The following is a 22,333-nucleotide window of genomic DNA, read 5'->3' on the forward strand; positions in this document are numbered from 1 at the left end:
TTTTTTAAAATCCTCAAAAATTAAAGCCAGGTACACCAGACATATTACTTAGCCGCAGCTTCGTCCTTCGGCGCCTCTAATTGCCGGCCCTGTGGCACTTCACAAGGGAAACCAAACAAACAGCGCTCTTTGATGATTGCAGCAACCTCATTGGGTACGTATTGCTCCCAGCCGGTTACACCTTGTTTGATAAGTTGCATTACAATATCGGTTTGCACGTGCAGGTTATTTTCGTTGTAGTTACTGATATCCTCTATCTTATTATTGGCTATAAGGTAACGGTACAGGTCTATCAGATGCGGCGGCGGATAAAAACGCAGGCAGTTCATGATGACGCCGTTGCGTAGCGTTGGATAGATAAACAACTTTACCTTACGGCTAAATAGCGTCGCAAATGATTCGAGAATGCCGCCGGGCAGGTCTTTATAGTGCTCCTCAGAGAAGATATATTCCAGGTTTGGATAGCCCAGCACCACACCCATTTTCAGGTTGGTGATCTTTGACAGATAAGAAACCAGTTTGTAATATTCGTGGAAGTTGGATATTAATACCGTTTGCCCCAGCGAACAAAGAATATCTACTCTGTCCAGGAAATCTTTTTCGTCAATTTCGGCGCTTTCGTCGGCATTACGCTCTTTAAGCGCCTGCAGGGTAAGTTCGCAAACTACGGTAACATTCTTTTTGTCCACATCGGGTTCGGCTTTAAACTGCTTTACGCCCGTATTCAGCATATCCATGTGCACGTTGATAAGCGGGCGAAAACGGCCGCGAATCACTACGATATGTTTTTTATAAAGTGCTTCTGAGGGTTGCTGGTTCTCACCGTCAGCACCAAACAAAGCGGCATCCGAAAAGCCGTATTTCACCAGATGCAAACTCATCAAACGGTTATCAACCTTTTCAAAGTTTGGCCCCTCAAAACGGATCATGTCTATCTGTATCCTGTCTTTCGATAACTCATCCATCAGCGACAGCAAAAAGATATTGGGCGTAGCATGATAGTAGTAACAAGCATAGACCAGGTTTACGCCCAGTACCCCTACAGCTTGTTGCTGTTGATTACTGTCACTATCCAACAGTTTAACGTGAATTACAACATCGTTATAAGGGCCATTGGGTTCCAATTGAAAACGCAAGCCCATCCAGCCATGTGCTTCGTTTGTTTTGTGATAGTTAAGGGTCGATACGGTGTTGGAAAATGCGAAGAACGTGGTATTGTCGCCGCGTTGCTGAGCTAAACGTTCAACGAGCAGACTATATTCGTGATCGAGCATGGCCATCAGGCGCGACTCGCTCACATAGCGCTTAACTTTCAATGCCCCGTAAATAGCGTCGGATACGGTCATGTCATAAGCCGACATGGTTTTGGCAATGGTTCCTGATGATGCTCCGGCTTTGAAAAAATTGGCAGCTACGTCCTGACCCGCGCCTATTTCGGCAAATGATCCATAAATCTGAGGGTCAAGGTTAATGGCAAGGGCTTTTTGTTTTGTGCCAATATCTTTATTGTAGGTGATATTCATACACGCAGAAGTTTGTTTTGACAGTTGCCAATATCATTAATATGATGACTTAAAAATACGATATTTTTAAGAATATGGCGAACCGTTTAATAAAAAGGCAAGGGTACCAAAATTTATTGATATAACGCCGGTAATTTGAAAATGTATTTTTCAAATTAAAAAAAGCTCAAATTATTAGTTTAATATGACCGTTTACCCTACGTTATGTGATCTTAAATAAAAAATGTTTACCTATCTTTGTATTATTAATACATTTAAGACATGAACATCCCAATTTATCTCGATAATAATGCTACAACACCTATGGATCCGCGGGTGCTGGAAGCTATGTTGCCTTACTTTACCAATAAGTTTGGTAACGCTGCCAGCCGCAACCATGCCTTTGGTTGGGTAGCTGAAGAAGCGGTGGATTACGCTCGCGAGCAGGTAGCCAAATTGATTGGCGCCAGTGAGAAAGAGATTATCTTTACATCAGGCGCTACTGAATCAGACAACCTGGCTATTAAAGGCGTGTTTGAAATGTATAAAGAAAAGGGTAACCACATTATCACCACGGTTACCGAACATAAAGCAGTATTAGATGCCTGCAAACACGTAGAGAAAATGGGCGGCAGGGTTACTTATCTGCCGGTTAAAGAAGATGGCTTGTTAGATCTGTCGGCTTTAGAGGCGGCTATGACTAACGAGACTATCCTTGTTTCGGTAATGTATGGCAACAACGAAATTGGCGTTATACAACCGATAAAAGAAATATCAGCAATTGCGCATAAATATGGCGCATTGTTTATGACAGATGCAGTACAGGCGGTTGGTAAAATACCGGTTGACGTTAACAAAGACGGCATTGACCTGCTGGCTTTGTCGGCACACAAAATATACGGGCCAAAAGGTGTTGGCGCTTTATACGTACGTCGTAAAGGACCACGGGTTAAAGTTACAGCCCAAATGGATGGCGGCGGCCACGAGCGCGGTATGCGTTCAGGCACGCTGAACGTTCCGGGCATTGTTGGTTTAGGCAAAGCTTGCGAGTTATGTCAGCAAGAAATGGAAAGCGAAGCAAAACGCTTATCAACCTTGCGTGACAAACTGGAAATAGCCTTAACACAGCTGGAAGAAAGCTATGTAAACGGAAATGTTGAACACCGCTTACCACACGTAGCCAACATCAGTTTTAAATATGTTGAAGGCGAAGGCTTAATGATGGCGATGAAAGACCTGGCGGTATCATCAGGATCTGCTTGTACATCAGCTTCTTTAGAGCCATCATACGTGTTAAAAAGCTTAGGTTTATCTGATGATCTGGCACACTCTTCGATACGTTTTGGTTTAGGTAGATTTACTACCGAAGAGGAAGTTGACTACGCTGTCGAGGTAACTAAAAACGCGGTTAACCACTTACGTGATCTGTCGCCGCTTTGGGAGATGTTTAAAGACGGCATCGACCTTAACTCGATTGAGTGGGCAGAACACTAAAAGATTAGTAAATGTGCGGATATGCAAATGCAGATGCCGTGTTAAATAAACATATAGAGAGTTATTCAATAATTTATTAACTCACAAATTCAATAATTAAGAAAATGGCATATTCAGATAAAGTAATTGATCATTACACCAACCCACGTAACGTTGGTACCTTAGACAAAGCTAGTCATAAGGTAGGTACCGGCCTGGTTGGTGCACCAGAGTGCGGCGACGTAATGCGCCTGCAAATTGAAGTTGGCGATGACAACGTCATCACTGATGCTAAATTTAAAACCTTTGGCTGCGGTTCGGCTATTGCTTCTTCATCATTAGCTACCGAGTGGCTAAAAGGAAAAACCATTGATGATGCAATGAAAATTGACAACATGGATATTGTTGAAGAATTGGCATTGCCACCGGTAAAGATACACTGCTCAGTTTTGGCAGAGGATGCAATTAAAGCCGCTATCAACGACTTCCGCGTAAAAAACGGTTTAGAGCCGATTGAAGTAGAAAAAACGCACCATTAATTCAGTGTCGAGTCTTAAGACTAAAAGAGATGGTAACTGTAACTGATAAAGCAAAAAGTAAGATAGAAGACCTGATGCGGAATTCGGGCTTAGATAGCTCTTATTTTCTGCGGGTGTCTGTGCAGGGCGGCGGATGCTCAGGGTTATCATATAACCTTGATTTTGATAACGAAGAGAAAAAGGGCGACCAATTTTTCGAAGACAAAGGCGTACGCATGGCCCTTGACATGAAATCATTCCTGTATCTTGCCGGTACTGAGCTTGATTTTTCTGACGGCCTGAACGGCAAAGGTTTTAACTTTCACAACCCTAACGCAACACGCACCTGTGGCTGCGGCGAAAGTTTTTCGGTATAATTTTTTTAATTTCACTGATTTGATAAAAACAAAAAAGGCGCCTTTAGCGCCTTTTTTGTTTAATTATTCTGAACACAGCAAATGCTGTAAACTATACGTACACTGCCTGGCAGATTCTTCGCTTTGCTCAGAATGATAAATTAGACTATTATTCTTTTTACTCAAAAAAATCCATAGAATCAAAAAAAATGATGAAATCGTGTTAGTTTTGCCACAGTAATAAACCGATTATCAAACAATGACTTTAGCCAACGAGCGCAGCACTGTACCCAGCCTCATCCGTTACTTAGTAAAAAATATCCACCCGGATACCCGTACCTTTTTAAGCCATAAGGCCGGCGACAACTGGGTGGATATCACCTATCGCGAGGCGTTGGATAAAATAGATGCCTTATCGGCATGGTTTATTGATATCGGTATAAAAAAAGGCGACCGCCTGGCGCTGATCATGGAAAACGGACCTGACTATATTTATTATGACCAGGCACTGCAGCAAATTGGTGGCGTAAATACTTCAATATATCCTACTCTTTCAGAAACTGAAATTGAATATATTCTGAATGATTCAGGCGCCCGTACCATTATTTGCGGTAATTCGTTTTTATTCAGAAAAGTGCTGAAGATAGCCAACAATTGCCCCGCGCTGATCCGCATTATTCCGGCTTTTGACGACTTTGAAAAACACCTGGAAAAGCAAGCGCTCAATGCGGGCGTCATCGGCTTTAAAGAGTTGGTTCAAATTGGTACCGGTTTGGTTGGCAAACACCGCTCTGCTATTAACAGCGCGCGCGAGGCTATTTTGCCGTCAGATCTTTCTTGTTTAATTTATACTTCCGGCACCACCGGCACGCCAAAGGGGGTTATGCTTACGCATCATAATTTGGTGGAAAATGTCCGTGTTTGTTTAATACAAATACCCATCATCGAAAAAACCGATGTCTTCTTGTCTTTCTTACCATTGTCGCACGTATTTGAGCGCACAGCCACTTACCATGTTTGTTTATATGCGGGCTGTAAGATTGCTTTTGCTCAAAGCCTTGACCTTTTGGCCAAGAACATGACCGAAGTTAAGCCAAACGTCATGAATTGCGTTCCGCGCCTGTTGGAGCGTATCCACGACCGCGCCATGAAGAACGGCACCAGCGGCGGCGGATTAAAACCTAAAATATTTTCATGGGCCTTAGAAGTCGGTAAAAAATACCGTATTGCTAATGAAGACGGTAAAAAATCAGGCCCTATACTAAACGCACAACACGCTTTGGCCGATAAATTAGTTTTCAGCAAGATCAAAGAACGCACCGGCGGCAATTTAAAGATCATGCTATCGGGCGGTGGCGCCTTGCCCAAAAATATTGGCGAGTTTTTTGGCGACCTGGGCATCAAAGTGCTCGAAGGTTACGGATTAACCGAGACCTCGCCGGTAATGTCGGTTACCGAAGTTCATCGCCAGATCTATGGCACTGTAGGCCGGATCGTGCCCGGCATCGAAGTGGCTATACAAAACGTCGACACCAAAGAAATTTATACTATACAAACCCATGAATCTTTTAAAGAAGATTTTCAGTCGGAAGAAGGAGAGATCATCGTACGTGGGCATTGTGTAATGAAGGGATATTTAAACAAAACTGAAGAAACCGCCGCGACTATTGACAAAGACGGTTGGCTGCATACCGGCGACATTGGTCGTTATTTCAAAGGCAATCTGCAGATCACCGATCGCCTTAAAAACATGCTGGTTAACGCGTATGGTAAAAACATTTATCCAACTCCGGTTGAAAACACCTACCTAAAAAGCCCTAAAATTGAAGGCGTATTTTTATTAGGTGATAAACGCGAACATGTCACCGCCATTATCATCCCGGCAAAAGAGGCGATGCAAGAGCAATTTGGCTTCAAAGAAGATTTCTTCGAAGATGCCGATCCGTTCATCGAGAGCAAAGAGGTGCGCGACTGGCTGAACCAGGACATCCGCAAACTATCAAACGAACTGGCCAAATTCGAACGCATCAAGAATTTCAAAGTAAAACGCAAACCGTTCAGCATGGACGATGGCGAAATCACCCCGACCATGAAACCAAAGCGCAAGGTTATTGAAAAGAAATACGCCGAAGCGATTGACGAGATGTATGATGGGGACGTGGAAGCGGATTGAGAAAAAGGTTTTGTCATTGCGGGCGTAGCGTGGCAATCGCAAAACAAATAGAACGCGTGCGGTTGCTTCGTCGTTCCTCCTCGCAATGACAATGTAATTATTTATAAAAACGCCAGAATATCCCTAATACACTCCACACTTTTAAACATGCCGCTGTCAATACTTTGCTCAATCTCTTCATGAGCCCAGGTAATGTGATAAGGCACGTGTATAGCATAACCGCCGATATTAAGTACCGGCAGCACATCGCTTTTTAATGAGTTACCAACCATGAGTAACTCGCTGGGACGTATGTCAAGGTGTTTGATAAGTTTCAGGTAATTAACATCGTCTTTTTCGGACATAACCTCTACATGGTGAAAATAGTTGGTCAGGTTTGATTTGCGCAGCTTGCGTTCCTGATCAAGCAGGTCGCCTTTAGTGGCCACTACCAGGCGGTATTTACCTTTTAGGTTATGCAACACTTCTTCTACGCCGTCCAACAATTCTATAGGCTGATTAAGCATTTGTTTACCCAAGTTCATGATCTCGCCAATGGTCTTGGTCGAGATCATGTTATTGGTAACGGCCATGGCCGTCTCAATCATAGACAATATAAAGCCCTTGATGCCATAACCATATAAGCCAAGGTTGCCAATTTCAATTTTAAGCAGTTCTCGCTCCAGTTCATGACGCGGCAGGTATTCCTCCAGCAACGTACAAAAAGCTTCCTCAGTTTGCCTGAAATAGGGCTCATTTACCCAAAGGGTATCGTCAGCATCAAAAGCAATAACCTTCACGTTCATACGGCAAAGGTATCAAACAGATTGCAGTATAAAAATATTACCGGGGGCTTATCAAGCCGTAATTTTAAGTCGTTAGTGTATGCCCTGTGCGGTAAATGTTTAAGCTTATCTTATCGCACAACCCAAAAAAATCCTATTTTTGCAGCTTCAATAAAATATCGTACAACAACATGAGTATTGCACTATCCGAACAGGAAATTATACGCCGCGAATCTTTACAGCAATTACGTGCCCTGGGCATAGATCCTTATCCTGCCGAGGAGTTTAAGGTTACTGGTTTTGCGCAGGATATAACTGATAATTTCAATGCTAATCCGGATACTTATAAACAGGTAACCATTGCCGGCCGTATCATGACGCGCCGTATTATGGGCAGTGCATCGTTTGCCGAGATACAGGACAGTACCGGCCGCATGCAGATTTACCTGAAACGCGACGATATTTGCCCTGATGAAGATAAAACACTTTACAATACCGTATTCAAGAAATTACTTGACATCGGCGACTACGTTGGTGTAAAAGGCTTTGTTTTTTTAACCCAGACCGGCGAGATCTCGGTACATGTACAGGAGCTGACTATTCTTTCAAAATCATTGAAACCGTTACCCGTTGTAAAGCGCGACGAAGAAGGTAATATCCACGACGGCTTTACAGATCCTGAATTGCGTTACCGCCAGCGTTATGTAGATCTAACGGTTAATCCGGAATATAAACAGATCTTCATTAAACGATCAAAGGTAATCAGCGCAATGCGCAATTACTTTAACGCCCAGGGTTGGATGGAGGTAGAAACGCCGATACTGCAGCCTGTACATGGTGGTGCGGCGGCGCGTCCGTTTGCTACGCACCACAACACACTGGATATGCCGCTGTTTTTGCGTATAGCTAACGAGCTATATTTAAAACGATTAATTGTTGCCGGTTTTGACGGTGTTTATGAGTTTGGTAAGATGTTCCGGAATGAGGGCATGGATCGTACCCATAACCCTGAGTTTACCGCAATGGAGATATATGTAGCCTACAAAGACTATATCTGGATGATGAGTATGGTTGAGGAATGCCTTGAGCAGGTAACCCGTGCGGTGCATGGCATCGCTGCGGTACAGGTAGGCGCCAATGAGATCAACTTTGCAGGCCCTTACACCAGACTAAGCATGTATGAGTCAATACAGAAATATACAGGCATTGATGTGTCCGCTATGGATGAGGCCGGCTTGCGTGAGGTTTGTAATGACCTAAAAATTGAGGTAGACGCTACTATGGGTAAAGGCAAACTGATAGACGAAATATTCAGTGCTAAAGTTGAAGCTAATTTGATACAACCTACTTTCATTACCGACTATCCTATCGAAATGACTCCGCTGGCCAAAAAGCATCGCAGCAAAAATGGCCTGGTTGAGCGCTTTGAGCTATTTGTGAATGGTAAAGAGATTGCCAATGCCTATTCAGAATTGAACGACCCTATTGACCAACGCGAACGTTTAGAAGAACAGTTGATCCTGGCAGGCCGTGGTGATGATGAAGCTATGGCGATGGACGATGACTTTTTACGTGCGCTGGAATATGGTATGCCGCCTACCTCAGGTCTGGGTATCGGTATAGACCGTTTGGTGATGCTGCTAACTAATCAAAGCACCATTCAGGAGGTATTGTTCTTCCCGCAAATGCGCCCGGAAAAGAAAGCTAAGGTAGCTACTGCCGATGACTTTGTTAAAGTAGGTGTTCCGGCCGAATGGGTGCAGGTATTGAATAAAATGGGTTTTAATACAGTTGAGGAATTAAAGGCTGCAAATCCAAACAAAGTGTTCAATGATCTGGGCGGTATGCGCAAAAAATTGAAGTTGGAAATTACTATGCCTGCTAAAGAAGTGGTGATGGCCTGGTTTGAATAATAAATATTTTGCGTCTCCGTATTTTGTAGAGACACAATACTTTGCGTCTTTGGGGATGTTGTAGACGCGAAGTATCGCGTCTCTATGTTCATTTATAGGTTTTCAACAACCGTTATTAACAATTCTTTAATATAAAAATAAAATTGCGGAAACTTTGGCATTTAATATGTTACTTACTTTTACATACACATCTTATGCAAAAGTTATGACTAATAATTCAATGTTAGAAATTACGGAAAGCGAATATCTGATTAAACTAAACAGATCAAATTTTAATCTGTCATTTATCAGAAGTCTGTTGAAAATTGTTGAAGTTGCTAATCCGCGAGAGGACAACTTTTCAACGCCCGACAGAAATATAACTTATAATCAGAATCACCAGTCTGAGCCTGATTATTTCAGTTCGCTTGAAGAAAAATAGGCTTTAAAACCGTGTGTTCTAAAGCTTATTTTGTATCCTTTTTTAGAATTGCTGGCGATATCCGCCTTTAATTACCTGTTTGTCCATCTGAGACATTTGCTGCTTCATCATTTTTATCTGCTCCGTCAACAATTTATTCTTATCATCTTTGGAGGCCTCTTGCAGGTACATAGTTGCTTCGCGCTTGTTGCGTTTAGCCATTGCTATACCTGCCAGGCTTAATTTAGCAAGCGCTGTATTGTGCGACATGGTCATGCCTAGCTGCAATGCCTTTTTGAAATATTTCTCAGATTTTAACGGTGCCTTGCGCGATTCGATCAAACCAATCAGCAAATTGTAGTATCCATGCTGATTTTTATGCAGTTGTTTTTCGTAATTATTAACTTTCGACAACCAGGTTTCTGCTTTTTCTGATTTTTCTTTACGCAGAAAGTATTGAGCGATAATCATATTCTCATTAAAGAAGTATGATAACAGGATGATACCGCCCAATAACAATACCAATATCCCCCAGCCCCAAAAACCAAAGACACAGAGTGCTACTGCAGCACCCAAAAAAACGCAGGCTGCAATCAGCCGAACTATATTTGACATAATTTGTTATGCTATGAATTAAAGTGCAAATATCCGTTTATTTGTAGTCTTAATCAATATTTCAGAAATATTTATGGCAATTGAGTTAGAGGCTTCCTGGCTTGAGGTTTTACAGCCCGAATTTGATAAAGATTATATGCTAAAGCTTAAGCAATTTTTAAAAGACGAAAAGCAAGCCGGTAAGACTATCTACCCTAAAAATACCGATATTTTTAATGCATTTTCAAAAACGCCGTTTGATAAAGTTAAGGTGGTGATATTAGGGCAGGACCCCTATCACGGAGCCAATCAGGCGCACGGGTTATCTTTTTCTGTACAGCGCGGTGTACGCACACCGCCATCGCTGCAAAATATTTATAAAGAGCTGGCTACTGATATCCCCGGCTTCATTATCCCTGACAACGGAAACCTCACTGAATGGGCCGAACAGGGAGTATTGTTACTAAATGCTACACTAACTGTACACGCCGGCAACGCAGGCTCGCACCAAAAAAAGGGTTGGGAACAATTTACAGATATGGTGATTAAAACCATATCAGACAAAAAAGAACATGTGGTATTTATACTTTGGGGTGCCTACGCGCAATCAAAAGCGCAGCTGATCGACCCGCATAAACACCTGATCATTAAATCAACCCACCCCTCGCCCATGGCCGTTAGCCACGGCGGTTTCTTCGGGTCAAAGCCATTCTCAAAAACAAACAATTACCTGAAAGAGCACGGCGAAAAGCCTATCGACTGGCAGGTGTCTAATAAGTGAATGATTGAATGATTTTTAAATTGGTTATGAAGAAGATTAGTATACGACTTGTGAAATAAGATTAGAAATCAAACACTACCGCATCTGATCACTAATCTTCAATAACTAATCTTCGATCTTTACGATCAATTACTCACCACTGATCAATACTCCAGCGGCACAATGGGTTCTTTCTTGCTGGTGGACATGATCATCATGGTCTGAAAGGTTTTAACCACGCTGATGCGGCTTATCTTTTCCATGATCAGTTGCTCGTACGATTTAATATCGCGCACATAAACTTTCAGCAAAAAATCGCATTGGCCGGTTACGTGGTGGCACTCTGTTACTTCCTTGATCTTTTGTATTTCGCTGATGAAAGTATGGATAGTATCCTTCTGATGAAAATCAAGCGATATCTGTATAAAAGTTTTAATACCCAGGCCAAGCTTTTCTTCATCAACCAGAGCATGATAGCTTTTTATGTATTCGGCATTTTCCAGTTTTCGAACACGTTCCAGTGTCGGCGCAGGCGATAAGCCAATTTCTGTCGAAAGTTGGAGATTTGTGATTCTTCCGTTCTCTTGTAAGGTTTTAAGTATTTGCAGGTCAATCCTGTCCAGTTCTGCAGCCATAAATACGTGAAAATTTTAAACAAAATACAAAATTATATTTTTCCATACTAAGATATCTGAAAAATTAAATTTTATTATTAACAATTTTTAGACTTGTCTAAAAAAAATATTAGATTTGTTTAAATGAATACTTTAGCCGAAGAAAATTATTTAAAAGCCATTTATCATCTCTCGTTAAATGATTTAAGCGTGAGTACCAACCAGATAGCTGCGGCGCTGTGCACCAAAGCGGCCTCTGTTACAGATATGGTGAGAAAACTGGCTGATAAAGAACTGATAAACTACGAGAAATATCAGGGTGTAACATTAACTGCTGTCGGCGAGAAAATTGCTTTGCAAATTATCTGTAAGCACCGGCTTTGGGAATACTTTTTGGTAGAGAAGCTCAACTTTAAGTGGGACGAGGTGCATGAAATGGCTGAGGAACTAGAGCATATTTCATCGGTTGAGTTGATTGACCGCCTGGATAAGTTTATGGATTATCCAAAACACGATCCGCACGGCGATCCGATACCTGACCGCGAAGGCAAGTTTAAGAAGCACGAGCTTAGGCCTATCGCTTCTTTAAAATTAAATGAGGTTGGCATTATATCGGGCGTGCGCGATCATACACCGGGCTTTTTACAGTATCTGGAAAAGCAACAACTAACCATTGGCAAAAAAATAAAAGTGACTGATATTATTGAATACGATAATTCTATGATATTACAGGTTGAAGGCACTATTACACACATAAGCCGCGAAGTGGCCAAAAATTTATTAATAGTAATATGAGCAACGGTTACAACGAATCATTAGGAAACGTCCACGGCTCGGTATCTACAGAAAACAAAACGGGCTGGAAAAAAATATTAGCCTTTATAGGCCCTGCATATTTAGTTAGCGTAGGCTATATGGACCCCGGAAATTGGGCTACTGATATAGCCGGGGGCAGCGCCTTTGGCTATAAATTGATCTGGGTACTCTTTGCATCTAACCTCATAGCCTTATTGCTGCAGTCATTATCTGCCCGATTAGGCATTGTGCGGGGCCTGGACCTGGCGCAGGCTTCAAAGATCACCTATCCGCGCTTTATTAACTTTTGCCTTTATCTTTTGGCGCAGATAGCTATCATTGCCTGCGACCTGGCTGAGATCATTGGTATGGCTATTGGCTTGAATTTATTATTCGGCCTACCCCTAATCTGGGGTGTATCATTAACTATTACCGATACGCTGCTGATGTTATTTCTCATGAACAAGGGCATGCGCAAGCTCGAGGGCTTCATTGTGTCAATGATATTTATTGTAGGATTATCTTTTTTGGTAGAGATGTTTATTGTTACGCCGGATGTAAAGGAAGTGGCTTTGGGCTTTATTCCGCAAAATTTAAGCGGCAATGCGTTATACATCGCTATCGGGATTATAGGAGCCACGGTAATGCCGCATAATTTGTATCTGCATTCATCGCTGGTACAAACCCGGAAAATAAACCGGACCGAAGAAGGGCTGCGAAGTGCTATCCGCTTTAATTTATTTGATACGGTTATTGCGCTTAACCTGGCCTTTTTTGTCAATGCAGCAATACTGATCCTGGCGGCCAGCGCCTTTTTCAAGAACGGCTATTTCCATATTGCCGAGATACAGGATGCCTATAAACTGCTTGAACATATTTTTGGCCGCACTGCGCCGGTGTTATTTGCCATAGCATTAATAGCCGCAGGGCAAAGCTCAACCATTACCGGTACGCTGGCAGGGCAGATCATTATGGAGGGACACATTAACCTGCGTATCGAACCCTGGCTGCGTCGTTTGCTGACCCGTGTATTGGCTATAGTTCCGGCTGTATTCACCATTATATATTCCGGGCAGGACGGGTTAGGAAATTTGTTAATTTTAAGTCAGGTGGTTTTAAGTTTACAGCTGGGGTTTGCTGTTATTCCGTTGATACATTTCACATCCGACAGGAAAAAGATGGGCAACTTTGCTATCAGTGCTAAAGTCAAAATCTTTGCCTGGGCAGCCGCCTTACTCATTGTCGGGCTGAATGTTAAACTGGTTTACGAACAGATTAAAACCTGGGCAGCTGCATCGCCGGAGACAGCGTTTTGGATGTACACTTTGGTTATCCCGATGGTTATTGGCATTGCATTGTTGTTGCTATATGTCCTCTTGCGTCCGCTGCTGTTTAAACATGCCGATGCGCCTGCATATATTCCACATGGTATTGCTGCCGAGATTGACAATTTAGAGACCGTCCATTACCATACCATTGGCGTCAGCATTGATTTTTCAAAAAATGACACCAATGCAATCAGGCATGCCATTATGCAGGGCGGCAAAAGCGCTACTTATATATTGATGCATGTAGTTGAAACTGCCGGCGCACGCTATTATGGCGACCAGGCCATGGACCACGAAACCCAAAGCGACGTAGATAATCTGGGTCAATATGTTGCAGCCTTACATAAATTGGGCTATAAAGCCAACGCCAGGATTGGCTATGGCACAGCAGCCAGCGCAATAACAGATATTGTGAACACGCAGCGGGTTGATTTTATAGTGATGGGGTCGCATGGCCATAAAGCGTTAAAGGACCTGATTTTTGGCACTACGGTAAACAAAGTACGCCACATGGTTAACATTCCAGTACTGGTAGTTAAGGCATCAAAATAAATCCATTTTACGTAAGTTTGCACTGCAATGGCCGACGAAAAGATATACATCAAGAACAAGAAAGCTTATTTTGAATACACTATCCTGGATAAATATATAGCAGGGATAAAATTATTGGGAACCGAGATCAAATCTATCCGCAGTGGGAAAGCCAACCTTAACGACGCATTTTGCACATTTATTGACGGCCAGCTTTACGTGCGCGCCCTGCATATTTCAGAATACACCTTCGGCTCATTCTATAACCATGAGGCCAAACGCGACCGCGTGTTATTATTGAACAAAAAAGAACTCAAAAAGCTGCAAACCCGGGGCGAAGAAAAGGGGCTAACTATTATTCCGCTGGCACTTTTTATAAGTGAACGCGGCTTTGCCAAACTGGAAATAGGATTAGCACAAGGCAAAAAAACCTACGACAAACGCGAAACCCTGAAAGAACGCGACACCAAAGTTGAGATGGACAGAGCGCTGAAACGTTAATTAACATCGCTCCTATATAGTGAAGTTTTCTACCACGCTCGTTCTCCTACCAATGGCACAAACCTGAAAGTATCCAGCACATGTCGCTCATAGTCATTCTCGCCCGTTTTTAAGATAGTCACCATCTGCTGCGATCTTTCATCGCCGACAGGGATGACCAGCGTACCACCGATTTTTAATTGACTTAGCAAAGTTTCAGGTACAGTCGGCGCGCCTGCGGTAACAATGATCTTATCATAAGGCGCATGACTAGCAATTCCTTTTGAGCCATCGCCTAAAAAGAAATGAGCTTTATAACCCATACGAGGCAATAGATTGCGCGTACGTTCGTATAACTTCTCCTGCCTTTCTATGGTAAAAACCTTCGCCCCAACTTCAGCCAATACACAAGCTTGATACCCCGAACCGGTACCAATTTCCAGCACCCGGTCGCCCTTTTTTATATGCAGCAATTCGGTTTGATAGGCCACGGTATAAGGTTGCGAAATAGTTTGCCCCTCTCCTATCGGGAAGGCAATATCTTTATAGGCCTGTTTCCAAAAAGTCTCATCGAAAAAGTAATGACGAGGGATTTTGCCTATTGCTTGTAAAACGTTTTCGTCCTCAATACCTTTCTTGCGTAGTTCATCAACCAGCTTTTTACGGGCGCCTTGCTCGCGGTAATTATCAACGTACTTATATGCCATTTACACGATTTAGTGATTTTAGGATTTGGCAGGATGATAATACGATTTAGTGATTCTTTTAGAATGAATAGTCCTAATTTTATCGAATTGGATTTTCGCCCGGATTCACTAATTTCTTGTTATAAACCCTTTTAAATTCTAAACTTGATCCTCCAAAATTGATTAATAATCCGTCGGCAATATTATAAACTTCCAGGTAATTTATAGCTTGATTTTTATGAATATCTTCAATTTTCTCAAACGCCTTTAACTCAACCATAACGCTCTATCCTCGACAAAGAAATCAACACGTCTTGACCCAATCAATTCACCACAATAAATAATGGGCATCTCCTTTTCACGCTCAAATCTTATTCCTGAATTGCACAACTCAATCGCTAACGCTCGCTGATAAATTATTTCTAAGAAACCATTCCCTAAATGATTGTGAACGCGCATCGCACATCCAATTATTTTATGAGTCAATTCATTGACATTCTTGTTAGCGTTATTATCCATTGTGAAAGATTGACAGGTTATCTAACATTAAATTTAATCAATCTAATAAATCAAATCAACAACATTAACATTAATACTGTCAAACTTAAAATCCCTTAATCGTGTCAATACGGATCGACGTCGGGCTGTACTATGCTCCCTTTACTCAACTTAGTAGTTTGAAACTGCGTAATAACATCGCGGATGGTTGTCTTTACTTTATTAATTGATACCCCGTCCTTCTCAAATTTAAGCATGATAGATTGGATATAGTAATTACGGATCCGACTGATCAATGGTATCTGCGGACCAACAACTCTCTCCTCGCCGAAATGCTTACGCAGTTCCTTGCCCAGGTAAGTTGCCTGATTGTAGAGGATCTCGGGGTCTTTGTGCTTAACGTCCAGATTAATAATACGGTAAAACGGGGGATAATGAAATGCTCTGCGCTCTTCCATTTCGGTAAAATAAAGGTCGCTATAATCATTTCCAATTACTTGCCGGATAACGCGATGCGCAGGGTCATAGGTCTGTATCACCACCTTGCCTTGTTTGCCCCGACGCCCTGCCCTGCCGCTTACTTGCGCCAGTAGCTGGAAACTGCGCTCATTGGCCCGGTAATCCGGATATTTAAGCAAGCTATCCGCATTAATAATACCGATAACGGTTACATCTGCAAAATCAAGCCCCTTCGCTACCATCTGGGTGCCTACCAATATATCGATCTTTTTCTCTTCAAGATCATTAAGGATATTTTGCAATGAATTACGTGACCGCGTAGTATCCAGGTCCATGCGCGCTATGCGGGCCTCGGGTAAGATCATGCTTAGCTCGTCCTCCACCTTTTCGGTACCAAACCCCCGGTACTCCAACTGTGTTGACCCACACGCCGGGCAAATAACCGGCGAATCTTCTTTATAACCACAATAGTGACAATGTAGTTTACCCGTATGCTTGTGGTAGGTCAGGCTTACATCGCAGTTAATACATTTGGGCGTATAGGCGCATATTTTACATAATAAAACCGGAGCATAACCACGCCGATTTTGGAAAAGGATGACCTGCTCTTTATTGGTTAGCGCAGCCTGCATATCGCCCATCAAAACACTGGTAAAGTGCGATTGAATGGTTTTCTTTTTAGTTTCTTCTGCGATGCTGACGACTTCAATGGTTGGCAACTCTACACCACCGTAACGCTCGGTCAATTCGGCAAAACCATATTTATGCGTACGGGCATTAAAGTAACTTTCAAACGACGGCGTAGCCGACCCCAGCAGTACTTTACCGCCATGCATGTTGGCTAAAAAGATGGCTGCATCGCGCGCATTATAGCGCGGTGCAGGGTCAAACTGTTTGTAGGATGTTTCGTGCTCTTCGTCGACGATGATCAGGCCCAGGCCGACAAAGGGCAAGAAAACGGACGACCGCGCCCCCAGTACCACTTTATAGTCGCCGTTTAACACTTTCTGCCAAACCTCTACCCGTTCATTATCATTAAAACGCGAGTGATAAACACCGATGCTGGCACCAAAATACTGTCGTAAACGCTCTATAACGTGAGTAGTCAGCGCAATTTCAGGTAACAAATACAGCACTTGCTTACCCTGGGCCATGGCTTGTTCAATAAGGCGGATATAGATCTGCGTTTTTCCTGACGAGGTAACGCCATGTAGTAATACCACATCCTTTTGCTTAAACTGGTCTTTAATAGCATCCAATGCCGTTTGCTGATGCTCGCTCAATTCAAAGTTGGCATCCAGAAACTCCTCCTCAAAAAACAGGCGGCTTACATTGCGCTCTTCCGCAATAAAAACCTCTTTCTCTATCAATGAATTGATACTCGCCGCACCCGCCCCACTTTCGTCTACCAGCTCGTTTTTTGTGATAGCTTTCTGATGACGGGCCAATTTCAAGTAGGCTAAAACGGCATCCGCTTGCTTTGGTGCCCGCTTCTCTAATATTGCAAATAGCTCACGCAAATTATCCTGATCATGATAAGCGGGGTTAATGGTCAGAAACGTACGCTTGCGCGGCTTGTACCGATCGTTAACCTCTTCAGATATATTGATGATATTTTTCTCAAATAAGCCCTTGAGCAGCGGCATCACCGTCTTTTGGCTCAGCAATTTAGAGATGTCGCTAATAGTTAACTCGGGTTGTATTTCTAAAGCCTCTACAATCAGGTATTCTTTATCATGCAGCTCTGATTTATCATATTCAAAATCTTTATTGAGGATGATCTTGGTTTCGCTGGCCAATTTTAGGGCCGATGGCAATGCGGCATTCATTACCTCGCCTTCAAAGCACATGTAGTATTCAGATAACCACTTCCAGAAATGCAACTGCTGATCTGTAACCACCGGGCGATCATCCAAAATCTCCAGTAAATATTTGGCTTCGTACTTTTCAGGAGGCTGTTCTGTTATAGCTAATACTATCGCGGTATACAGTTTACTTTTACCAAACTGCACCACCACGCGCTTGCCTATAGCTATCACATTGTTTAGCTCAAAAGGAACACGGTAGGTATAGTTTTTCGCTATTGCCAGCGGCAAAATCACTTCAACAAAAAGCGTTTTGCGGTCCTGGTGTCGGGCTTCGGCAAACTCAAGCATAATTACCTACTTCTGGATGCAGCTATAGCCAGCGACGCCCATCCCCCTATAAAAAGCAATCCGCCGACAGGCGTTATCGGGCCTATCACACTAGCCTTTAAATGCAAAATATCGCGACAAGCCAACAAGTACAGAGAACCGGAAAATAAGATAATACCAAAGGTGAATAAATAATAGCTGGCTGATATCCATCTACTATTATTTTTTGCCAATACAGCCAAAAACAACAAAGCAAAAACGTGGTAAAAATTATATTCAACCGCCGTACGCCATATCTGTAGTTCGTCAGGCGCTATCATTGTCTTCAATGCGTGAGCCCCGAAAGCGCCGGTCATAACGGCAACCATGCCAAACAATGCTGCAGTAATAGTGATTGATCTGTTCATAAGTATTTGAAAAGGCTAAGTTAACCAATTGAAACAATTACTTGAATGGCTCGCCTTAAAAATCTAACTTGCGGCGTATTCTATTACAATGAAACGACTAATCGCTATCACGATATTACTGATACTGGCAACTGCAGGTATTACAGTCGTTTATTTTAAGAATTTAAACACTCCCGGTTTGCATACTGCCCAAACCATGCTTAACATTCCGGACAATGCAGCACTGGTTTTTGAATTCAATAATGAGGAAAGTTTTTACGATATTTTTAAAGATAACAAGCTATTTACTGCAGTAATTGGCCGGCAACAATTAGGCGACCTGGATACGCTGCGCGAACAACTGTTCATAGACCCGGTGCTGAATAAATTCTTTAATGGTCAAAATACCTTTATCTCGCTACATCCCCTGTCTGATAAATCTATCGGCTTGCTTATTACCACCGCCGCAACTAAAGGTTTTAATCCCGAAGATATTGACCAGCTCACCGTTAAAACCCACAAGGGCCTGGTAGTTACGCCCACCGCGTTCGACGGCAAAAAGGGTTTTGTTATTTACTCAGCCACATTAAAGAAACGTTTTTACCTGCTTAACAAAGAGGATGGAATTTATTTAGGTAGTTTCTCCAAAGAGTTGATAGATTTAAGCGCCAAATACACCGCATCAAAAGATAAAAAGATCTTTATGGCTTTGCCCGAGCAGCAAAACGCCAATTCGCTGGCTAACCTGTATATTAACTATCATAATCTTAACCCGCTGTTTGCAGCGCTGTTTAGCAACGAGAATACGGATATTTTTAAAAGCTTTAAGTTGTTTCCCGCACTTGCTGCGTTGAGTTTAAATTTCAAAAGCGATGCCCTGTTATTCACGGGTTTTTCAAACATTCAACGCGATCAGCCCAGCAGTTATCTGAATCTGTTTACCAATCAGCAACCAATTGCCAATAACCTGCAGGACGTTTTTCCGTCAACCACCGCCTACAGCATTTGCTTTGCGGTATCAGACCCTGTGAAGTTCAAGACTGACCTTTCTGACTGGTATGCCAAAGCCAAACTACAAACGGAGAAAGATTCGATTTTTGCCAAAGTAAAAGCCGAAACAGGCGTTAACCTGATCACCGAATTTAACCATGCATTAGGGCAGGAATTTGCTGTGGTAACCACCAGGTACATGGAAAAATATGCCATTGTATGTCTTAAGGACGGGTCAGCTTTCAGACCTGTTATGAATAATATCAGTACCATGGCTACCAGTGATATCGGACAGGTAAATTATCGCAAACTGCCTTTTTATTTATTGGGTGATGCCTTTGGCCTGTTCAATCATCCGTGGTTTATGATTGTTGACAATTACCTCATCATGGCTAACAGCCAGTCTGAGTTAACCAGCTATCATGACTATTACTTTAATCATAAATTACAAAGCAAACTAAAACAGTACAACCAATTTTCTGATCTAACTGCCGAGCGCAGCAACATAACCTGGTATATTAACTTTAAAAATGCACAGCCCATTTTGAAGCGCGATCTAAGTGACGATTTTTACCATAGCTTTGAAAACGATCAGGCCGGCTGGAAGAATTTTTATGCGGCGTCATATCAGCTGATTTCGTCAAACAAAAACTTTTATACCAGCTTTTGTATGAACCTAAACCAACCCGATACCGCCGCAACAGCCTTAAAATAATTGAACCTTACAAATAGTTAACTAACCCTGAAACAAATAATTAATTTTATTTTGGGTTAAATTGATTAGTAATTTTATCTTTAATGAGTTTGACCCCATGTTAGCTATTAATACTAAATGAGAAAATACCTACTTGTTTGCTTCTTTTTTCTTGCAACGATTAAAGCTTTTGGACAACAGTTCGCGCTATATAATACCGGCACTTTGTACGATTCATTTGAGAATCCTTCGCAACGGGCCTTTATACCTGATACCAGCAAACAAATTGCTTTCAACTTTTTTATTCCAAATTTAAATGCCAATTTTTTCGTAGCGGGCAACGGACAGCAGGCCTTAAAAACCCGCGCATTTCACTCGTATTATAATACCGCCAACCTCGTAACCGGTCAGGGCGCTTATAACCACCTGAATGCTAATTTCAATGATTACACCATCATGCTGAAAGTGTTCACCAGCGAAAATGGCGACCAGGAAATGGGGCTTGCTTTAAATACCAGATTTGAGGGGCGCGCCATAGCTACCGACGAAACTATTTCTTTTTTTAATGGCTTTACTAAGTTTCCTCAGGATGTCTATGCCAACGTTTTTAACAGCAATTACAAATCACAGGTCTACCATCAATTAAGCTTTACTTACCGCGAGCAAATAGACAAACGAACGGCTATAGGCTTTAAATTAAGCGCATTGGCAGGTATTGATTATCACCAGTTAAATATCACCCAGTCAAGCGCTACCTTTAATAAAACTGCAGATCAGGCCAGGCTGGCATTACAAGGCTCTTACCGCGCAAATAGCAATAAAGACGAATCGAATTTTGACCAGATATTCCCAATTTTTATTAATCCGGGGGCTTCTGTTAGTTTTGGTTTAACCTATTTTGACGAAAGTGGCTTTAAGTGGCAGGGAAATATTAAAAATCTGGGCTTTATTCATTGGGGCAGTAAATCAAATACCAATACATTCAACGGCTCTGCCTTAATCAATAATTTTTCATCAGCAGATCGTGAATCAATTATAGAACATTCAATTGACAGCCTTACACAAGGCGGACAGCGCAAACATGGGTTTATCACACCAACCAATGGCTTGCTTGAGTTAAGTATTAACCGAACGTACTGGTTAGACGATGAGGGTCATATTAAGTTTACACCGACGCTGATCGGCTCGAAGGAATTATTTTATAACGGCTTTACAGCTGCCTTAGTTGCACCGATACAATTAGGTAAACATAACCTGGCGCTAACTTCAAGTTATAACGAACTAAAGTTATTTAACCTGGGCTTTCAGTATATGAAAAAGAGTGATGATGCCGAATTTTTTATTGGCAGCGAACGCCTTTTCGCAACCGGCAGCTTTTTAAACGCGGCCTTTAAAAGCGGCAGCCAGGGTACTATGTCCCAGGCAAAAACGCCGCCAACTGCTTTTACCGGCATGGATTTTTATATTGGCGCCTCATTAAAATTTGGCCCGCTTATTGAACGCAAGATGAACTCAAGCGGCATAGCTCCTGCCGGTGATAAAGGATTTTTTGGCAAACTATGGGATGGGCTGTTTGGTAAGTCAGATCCTAACTATTAATTCTTTTTCTGAGTTACCAGAAAATCTTTAAGATAAAAAGGTTCAAAATAAGCTACATCTTCAAACTGCTGGGTTAGATACTTTTCGGCAGCTTTTTTGGTAAGGTGCTTTGCCGAATTTATAAATTCAGTATTAAACCGGGCATTAGAGCTCTTGCTTAAAAGAGCCTGACATTTTTCGGCACCATCGCCAAAAAACAATATTTTTTTTGTCTGCAGATGTTCAGTAAAACTGTGTTCATCAATAATCTCTGCCGATGTAGGTTTTACCATATTACCCCCGGCGTCAAACAGCGCAGTATATACCTCCATGCGCCGTGCGTCGATCATGGGGCAAAAGAGCGTGTCTGAATCGATATTATCTTCTGCCATTATACCATGTGCCATTGCTTCAAGAGTTTCAATGGAAATCAAAGGCTTATCCAGGGCAAAGCAAAGACCTTTAGCTGTCGATACGCCTATACGTAAGCCAGTATACGAACCGGGCCCACTGCTTACAGCAATAGCATCAACGTCATCAAACTTTAATCCATTATTAACAATAAGTTCATTAATGTAAAGGGTAATTACCTCGGCATGTATATTGCGCTCATTTAATTGTTTAACAGCAATGGTCTCACCATCTTTTGCTAACGCGACAGAACAAACAGTAGTTGCCGTTTCTATTTGAAGTATAACACTCATTA

At 42.2% G+C, this 22,333-nt stretch carries 22 protein-coding genes; 12 read left to right on the forward strand and 10 right to left on the reverse strand.

Features of this window, described 5'->3' with window-relative positions:
• Positions 1-44: 44 nt before the first annotated feature.
• Positions 45-1,523 carry a TonB-dependent receptor gene (locus ABD772_RS01695; RefSeq protein ID WP_345100677.1) on the reverse strand — a complete coding sequence of 493 codons (1,479 nt, stop codon included), beginning with the start codon at positions 1,521-1,523 and terminating at the stop codon, positions 45-47.
• Between the two features lie 261 nt (positions 1,524-1,784).
• On the opposite strand from ABD772_RS01695, the gene ABD772_RS01700 reads away from it, so the two are divergent.
• The 4 genes from ABD772_RS01700 to ABD772_RS01715 all read left to right on the forward strand — a co-directional run bounded on the left by ABD772_RS01700 (position 1,785) and on the right by ABD772_RS01715 (position 6,022).
• The gene (locus tag ABD772_RS01700; RefSeq protein WP_345100678.1) at positions 1,785-2,996 is read left to right on the forward strand and encodes an IscS subfamily cysteine desulfurase; all 1,212 of its coding nucleotides are present in this window, start codon (positions 1,785-1,787) and stop codon (positions 2,994-2,996) included.
• 104 nt (positions 2,997-3,100) lie between these two features.
• Positions 3,101-3,514 carry a Fe-S cluster assembly scaffold IscU gene (gene iscU, locus ABD772_RS01705; RefSeq protein WP_345100679.1) on the forward strand — a complete coding sequence of 138 codons (414 nt, stop codon included), beginning with the start codon at positions 3,101-3,103 and terminating at the stop codon, positions 3,512-3,514.
• Between the two features lie 29 nt (positions 3,515-3,543).
• Positions 3,544-3,870 carry a HesB/IscA family protein gene (locus ABD772_RS01710; RefSeq protein WP_345100680.1) on the forward strand — a complete coding sequence of 109 codons (327 nt, stop codon included), beginning with the start codon at positions 3,544-3,546 and terminating at the stop codon, positions 3,868-3,870.
• A gap of 238 nt (positions 3,871-4,108) precedes the next feature.
• Positions 4,109-6,022, forward strand: a complete 1,914-nt coding sequence (locus ABD772_RS01715) for an AMP-dependent synthetase/ligase (RefSeq protein ID WP_345100682.1) — start codon at positions 4,109-4,111, stop codon at positions 6,020-6,022.
• Positions 6,023-6,123: 101 nt separating this feature from the next.
• On the opposite strand, the gene ABD772_RS01720 is transcribed toward ABD772_RS01715, so the two are convergent.
• On the reverse strand, positions 6,124-6,807 hold the full coding sequence (locus ABD772_RS01720) for an HAD family hydrolase (protein ID WP_345100685.1): 684 nt from the start codon (positions 6,805-6,807) through the stop codon (positions 6,124-6,126).
• A 170-nt stretch (positions 6,808-6,977) separates the two neighbouring features.
• Between ABD772_RS01720 and lysS the strand changes: the two genes are divergently transcribed.
• Positions 6,978-8,699: a lysine--tRNA ligase gene (gene lysS / locus ABD772_RS01725; protein ID WP_345100686.1), complete on the forward strand. Its 1,722-nt coding sequence runs from the start codon at positions 6,978-6,980 to the stop codon at positions 8,697-8,699.
• Positions 8,700-8,904: 205 nt separating this feature from the next.
• Entirely contained in the window at positions 8,905-9,120 is a 216-nt protein-coding gene (locus ABD772_RS01730) for a hypothetical protein (RefSeq protein ID WP_345100687.1), read from the forward strand.
• A 42-nt stretch (positions 9,121-9,162) separates the two neighbouring features.
• Here ABD772_RS01730 and ABD772_RS01735 read toward each other — a convergent pair whose 3' ends face one another.
• Complete coding sequence (locus ABD772_RS01735; protein WP_345100688.1) at positions 9,163-9,714, reverse strand: DUF2892 domain-containing protein; 552 nt, start codon at positions 9,712-9,714, stop codon at positions 9,163-9,165.
• 73 nt (positions 9,715-9,787) lie between these two features.
• Between ABD772_RS01735 and ung the strand changes: the two genes are divergently transcribed.
• A complete protein-coding gene (ung, locus tag ABD772_RS01740) occupies positions 9,788-10,474 on the forward strand; it encodes a uracil-DNA glycosylase (protein WP_345100690.1) in 687 nt (228 codons plus the stop codon).
• Positions 10,475-10,617: 143 nt separating this feature from the next.
• Here the strand turns inward: ung and ABD772_RS01745 are convergent, their stop codons facing one another.
• On the reverse strand, positions 10,618-11,088 hold the full coding sequence (locus tag ABD772_RS01745) for an Lrp/AsnC family transcriptional regulator (RefSeq protein WP_345100691.1): 471 nt from the start codon (positions 11,086-11,088) through the stop codon (positions 10,618-10,620).
• A 123-nt stretch (positions 11,089-11,211) separates the two neighbouring features.
• Here ABD772_RS01745 and ABD772_RS01750 point away from each other — a divergent pair, with 123 nt between their 5' ends.
• From ABD772_RS01750 to smpB, 3 genes are read left to right on the forward strand one after another with little or no spacing between them, the layout of a single operon-like run.
• The gene (locus ABD772_RS01750; RefSeq protein ID WP_345100693.1) at positions 11,212-11,862 is read left to right on the forward strand and encodes a metal-dependent transcriptional regulator; all 651 of its coding nucleotides are present in this window, start codon (positions 11,212-11,214) and stop codon (positions 11,860-11,862) included.
• Complete coding sequence (locus ABD772_RS01755; RefSeq protein ID WP_345100694.1) at positions 11,859-13,742, forward strand: Nramp family divalent metal transporter; 1,884 nt, start codon at positions 11,859-11,861, stop codon at positions 13,740-13,742. The genes ABD772_RS01750 and ABD772_RS01755 overlap by 4 nt, the downstream gene beginning before the upstream one ends.
• Before the next feature lie 27 nt (positions 13,743-13,769).
• Positions 13,770-14,222, forward strand: a complete 453-nt coding sequence (smpB, locus tag ABD772_RS01760) for an SsrA-binding protein SmpB (protein WP_345100696.1) — start codon at positions 13,770-13,772, stop codon at positions 14,220-14,222.
• Positions 14,223-14,251: 29 nt separating this feature from the next.
• Here smpB and ABD772_RS01765 read toward each other — a convergent pair whose 3' ends face one another.
• The 5 genes from ABD772_RS01765 to ABD772_RS01785 all read right to left on the reverse strand — a co-directional run bounded on the left by ABD772_RS01765 (position 14,252) and on the right by ABD772_RS01785 (position 18,386).
• Positions 14,252-14,908 (reverse strand): protein-L-isoaspartate(D-aspartate) O-methyltransferase, encoded by a 657-nt coding sequence (locus tag ABD772_RS01765; RefSeq protein WP_345100697.1) that lies wholly within the window; start codon positions 14,906-14,908, stop codon positions 14,252-14,254.
• Between the two features lie 79 nt (positions 14,909-14,987).
• Positions 14,988-15,167: a GxxExxY protein gene (locus ABD772_RS01770; protein WP_345100699.1), complete on the reverse strand. Its 180-nt coding sequence runs from the start codon at positions 15,165-15,167 to the stop codon at positions 14,988-14,990.
• The gene (locus ABD772_RS01775; protein ID WP_345100700.1) at positions 15,155-15,406 is read right to left on the reverse strand and encodes a GxxExxY protein; all 252 of its coding nucleotides are present in this window, start codon (positions 15,404-15,406) and stop codon (positions 15,155-15,157) included. Before ABD772_RS01775 ends, ABD772_RS01770 begins: the two co-directional genes overlap by 13 nt.
• A 104-nt stretch (positions 15,407-15,510) precedes the next feature.
• Positions 15,511-18,000 carry a replication restart helicase PriA gene (priA, locus tag ABD772_RS01780; protein ID WP_345100701.1) on the reverse strand — a complete coding sequence of 830 codons (2,490 nt, stop codon included), beginning with the start codon at positions 17,998-18,000 and terminating at the stop codon, positions 15,511-15,513.
• Between the two features lie 2 nt (positions 18,001-18,002).
• Positions 18,003-18,386 (reverse strand): DUF423 domain-containing protein, encoded by a 384-nt coding sequence (locus tag ABD772_RS01785; RefSeq protein ID WP_345100702.1) that lies wholly within the window; start codon positions 18,384-18,386, stop codon positions 18,003-18,005.
• 88 nt (positions 18,387-18,474) lie between these two features.
• On the opposite strand from ABD772_RS01785, the gene ABD772_RS01790 reads away from it, so the two are divergent.
• Positions 18,475-20,070 (forward strand): hypothetical protein, encoded by a 1,596-nt coding sequence (locus ABD772_RS01790; RefSeq protein ID WP_345100703.1) that lies wholly within the window; start codon positions 18,475-18,477, stop codon positions 20,068-20,070.
• A 117-nt stretch (positions 20,071-20,187) separates the two neighbouring features.
• Positions 20,188-21,648 carry a DUF5723 family protein gene (locus ABD772_RS01795; protein ID WP_345100704.1) on the forward strand — a complete coding sequence of 487 codons (1,461 nt, stop codon included), beginning with the start codon at positions 20,188-20,190 and terminating at the stop codon, positions 21,646-21,648.
• Here ABD772_RS01795 and tsaB read toward each other — a convergent pair.
• On the reverse strand, positions 21,645-22,331 hold the full coding sequence (gene tsaB / locus ABD772_RS01800; RefSeq protein ID WP_345100705.1) for a tRNA (adenosine(37)-N6)-threonylcarbamoyltransferase complex dimerization subunit type 1 TsaB: 687 nt from the start codon (positions 22,329-22,331) through the stop codon (positions 21,645-21,647). The two genes, ABD772_RS01795 and tsaB, sit on opposite strands and share 4 nt — an antisense overlap.
• Positions 22,332-22,333 lie beyond the last annotated feature (2 nt).

The sequence above is a fragment of the Mucilaginibacter panaciglaebae genome (genome assembly GCF_039539265.1).
In the GTDB taxonomy this organism is placed as follows: domain Bacteria; phylum Bacteroidota; class Bacteroidia; order Sphingobacteriales; family Sphingobacteriaceae; genus Mucilaginibacter; species Mucilaginibacter panaciglaebae.

Excerpts from the sequence above, each read along its gene's own strand:
- ABD772_RS01695 (WP_345100677.1), bottom strand. The coding sequence starts at position 1,523 with ATGAATATCACCTACAATAAAGATATTGGCACAAAACAAAAAGCCCTT.
- ABD772_RS01700 (WP_345100678.1), top strand. The coding sequence starts at position 1,785 with ATGAACATCCCAATTTATCTCGATAATAATGCTACAACACCTATGGAT.
- iscU (WP_345100679.1), top strand. The coding sequence starts at position 3,101 with ATGGCATATTCAGATAAAGTAATTGATCATTACACCAACCCACGTAAC.
- ABD772_RS01710 (WP_345100680.1), top strand. The coding sequence starts at position 3,544 with ATGGTAACTGTAACTGATAAAGCAAAAAGTAAGATAGAAGACCTGATG.
- ABD772_RS01715 (WP_345100682.1), top strand. The coding sequence starts at position 4,109 with ATGACTTTAGCCAACGAGCGCAGCACTGTACCCAGCCTCATCCGTTAC.
- ABD772_RS01720 (WP_345100685.1), bottom strand. The coding sequence starts at position 6,807 with ATGAACGTGAAGGTTATTGCTTTTGATGCTGACGATACCCTTTGGGTA.
- lysS (WP_345100686.1), top strand. The coding sequence starts at position 6,978 with ATGAGTATTGCACTATCCGAACAGGAAATTATACGCCGCGAATCTTTA.
- ABD772_RS01730 (WP_345100687.1), top strand. The coding sequence starts at position 8,905 with ATGACTAATAATTCAATGTTAGAAATTACGGAAAGCGAATATCTGATT.
- ABD772_RS01735 (WP_345100688.1), bottom strand. The coding sequence starts at position 9,714 with ATGTCAAATATAGTTCGGCTGATTGCAGCCTGCGTTTTTTTGGGTGCT.
- ung (WP_345100690.1), top strand. The coding sequence starts at position 9,788 with ATGGCAATTGAGTTAGAGGCTTCCTGGCTTGAGGTTTTACAGCCCGAA.
- ABD772_RS01745 (WP_345100691.1), bottom strand. The coding sequence starts at position 11,088 with ATGGCTGCAGAACTGGACAGGATTGACCTGCAAATACTTAAAACCTTA.
- ABD772_RS01750 (WP_345100693.1), top strand. The coding sequence starts at position 11,212 with ATGAATACTTTAGCCGAAGAAAATTATTTAAAAGCCATTTATCATCTC.
- ABD772_RS01755 (WP_345100694.1), top strand. The coding sequence starts at position 11,859 with ATGAGCAACGGTTACAACGAATCATTAGGAAACGTCCACGGCTCGGTA.
- smpB (WP_345100696.1), top strand. The coding sequence starts at position 13,770 with ATGGCCGACGAAAAGATATACATCAAGAACAAGAAAGCTTATTTTGAA.
- ABD772_RS01765 (WP_345100697.1), bottom strand. The coding sequence starts at position 14,908 with ATGGCATATAAGTACGTTGATAATTACCGCGAGCAAGGCGCCCGTAAA.
- ABD772_RS01770 (WP_345100699.1), bottom strand. The coding sequence starts at position 15,167 with ATGGTTGAGTTAAAGGCGTTTGAGAAAATTGAAGATATTCATAAAAAT.
- ABD772_RS01775 (WP_345100700.1), bottom strand. The coding sequence starts at position 15,406 with ATGGATAATAACGCTAACAAGAATGTCAATGAATTGACTCATAAAATA.
- priA (WP_345100701.1), bottom strand. The coding sequence starts at position 18,000 with ATGCTTGAGTTTGCCGAAGCCCGACACCAGGACCGCAAAACGCTTTTT.
- ABD772_RS01785 (WP_345100702.1), bottom strand. The coding sequence starts at position 18,386 with ATGAACAGATCAATCACTATTACTGCAGCATTGTTTGGCATGGTTGCC.
- ABD772_RS01790 (WP_345100703.1), top strand. The coding sequence starts at position 18,475 with ATGAAACGACTAATCGCTATCACGATATTACTGATACTGGCAACTGCA.
- ABD772_RS01795 (WP_345100704.1), top strand. The coding sequence starts at position 20,188 with ATGAGAAAATACCTACTTGTTTGCTTCTTTTTTCTTGCAACGATTAAA.
- tsaB (WP_345100705.1), bottom strand. The coding sequence starts at position 22,331 with ATGAGTGTTATACTTCAAATAGAAACGGCAACTACTGTTTGTTCTGTC.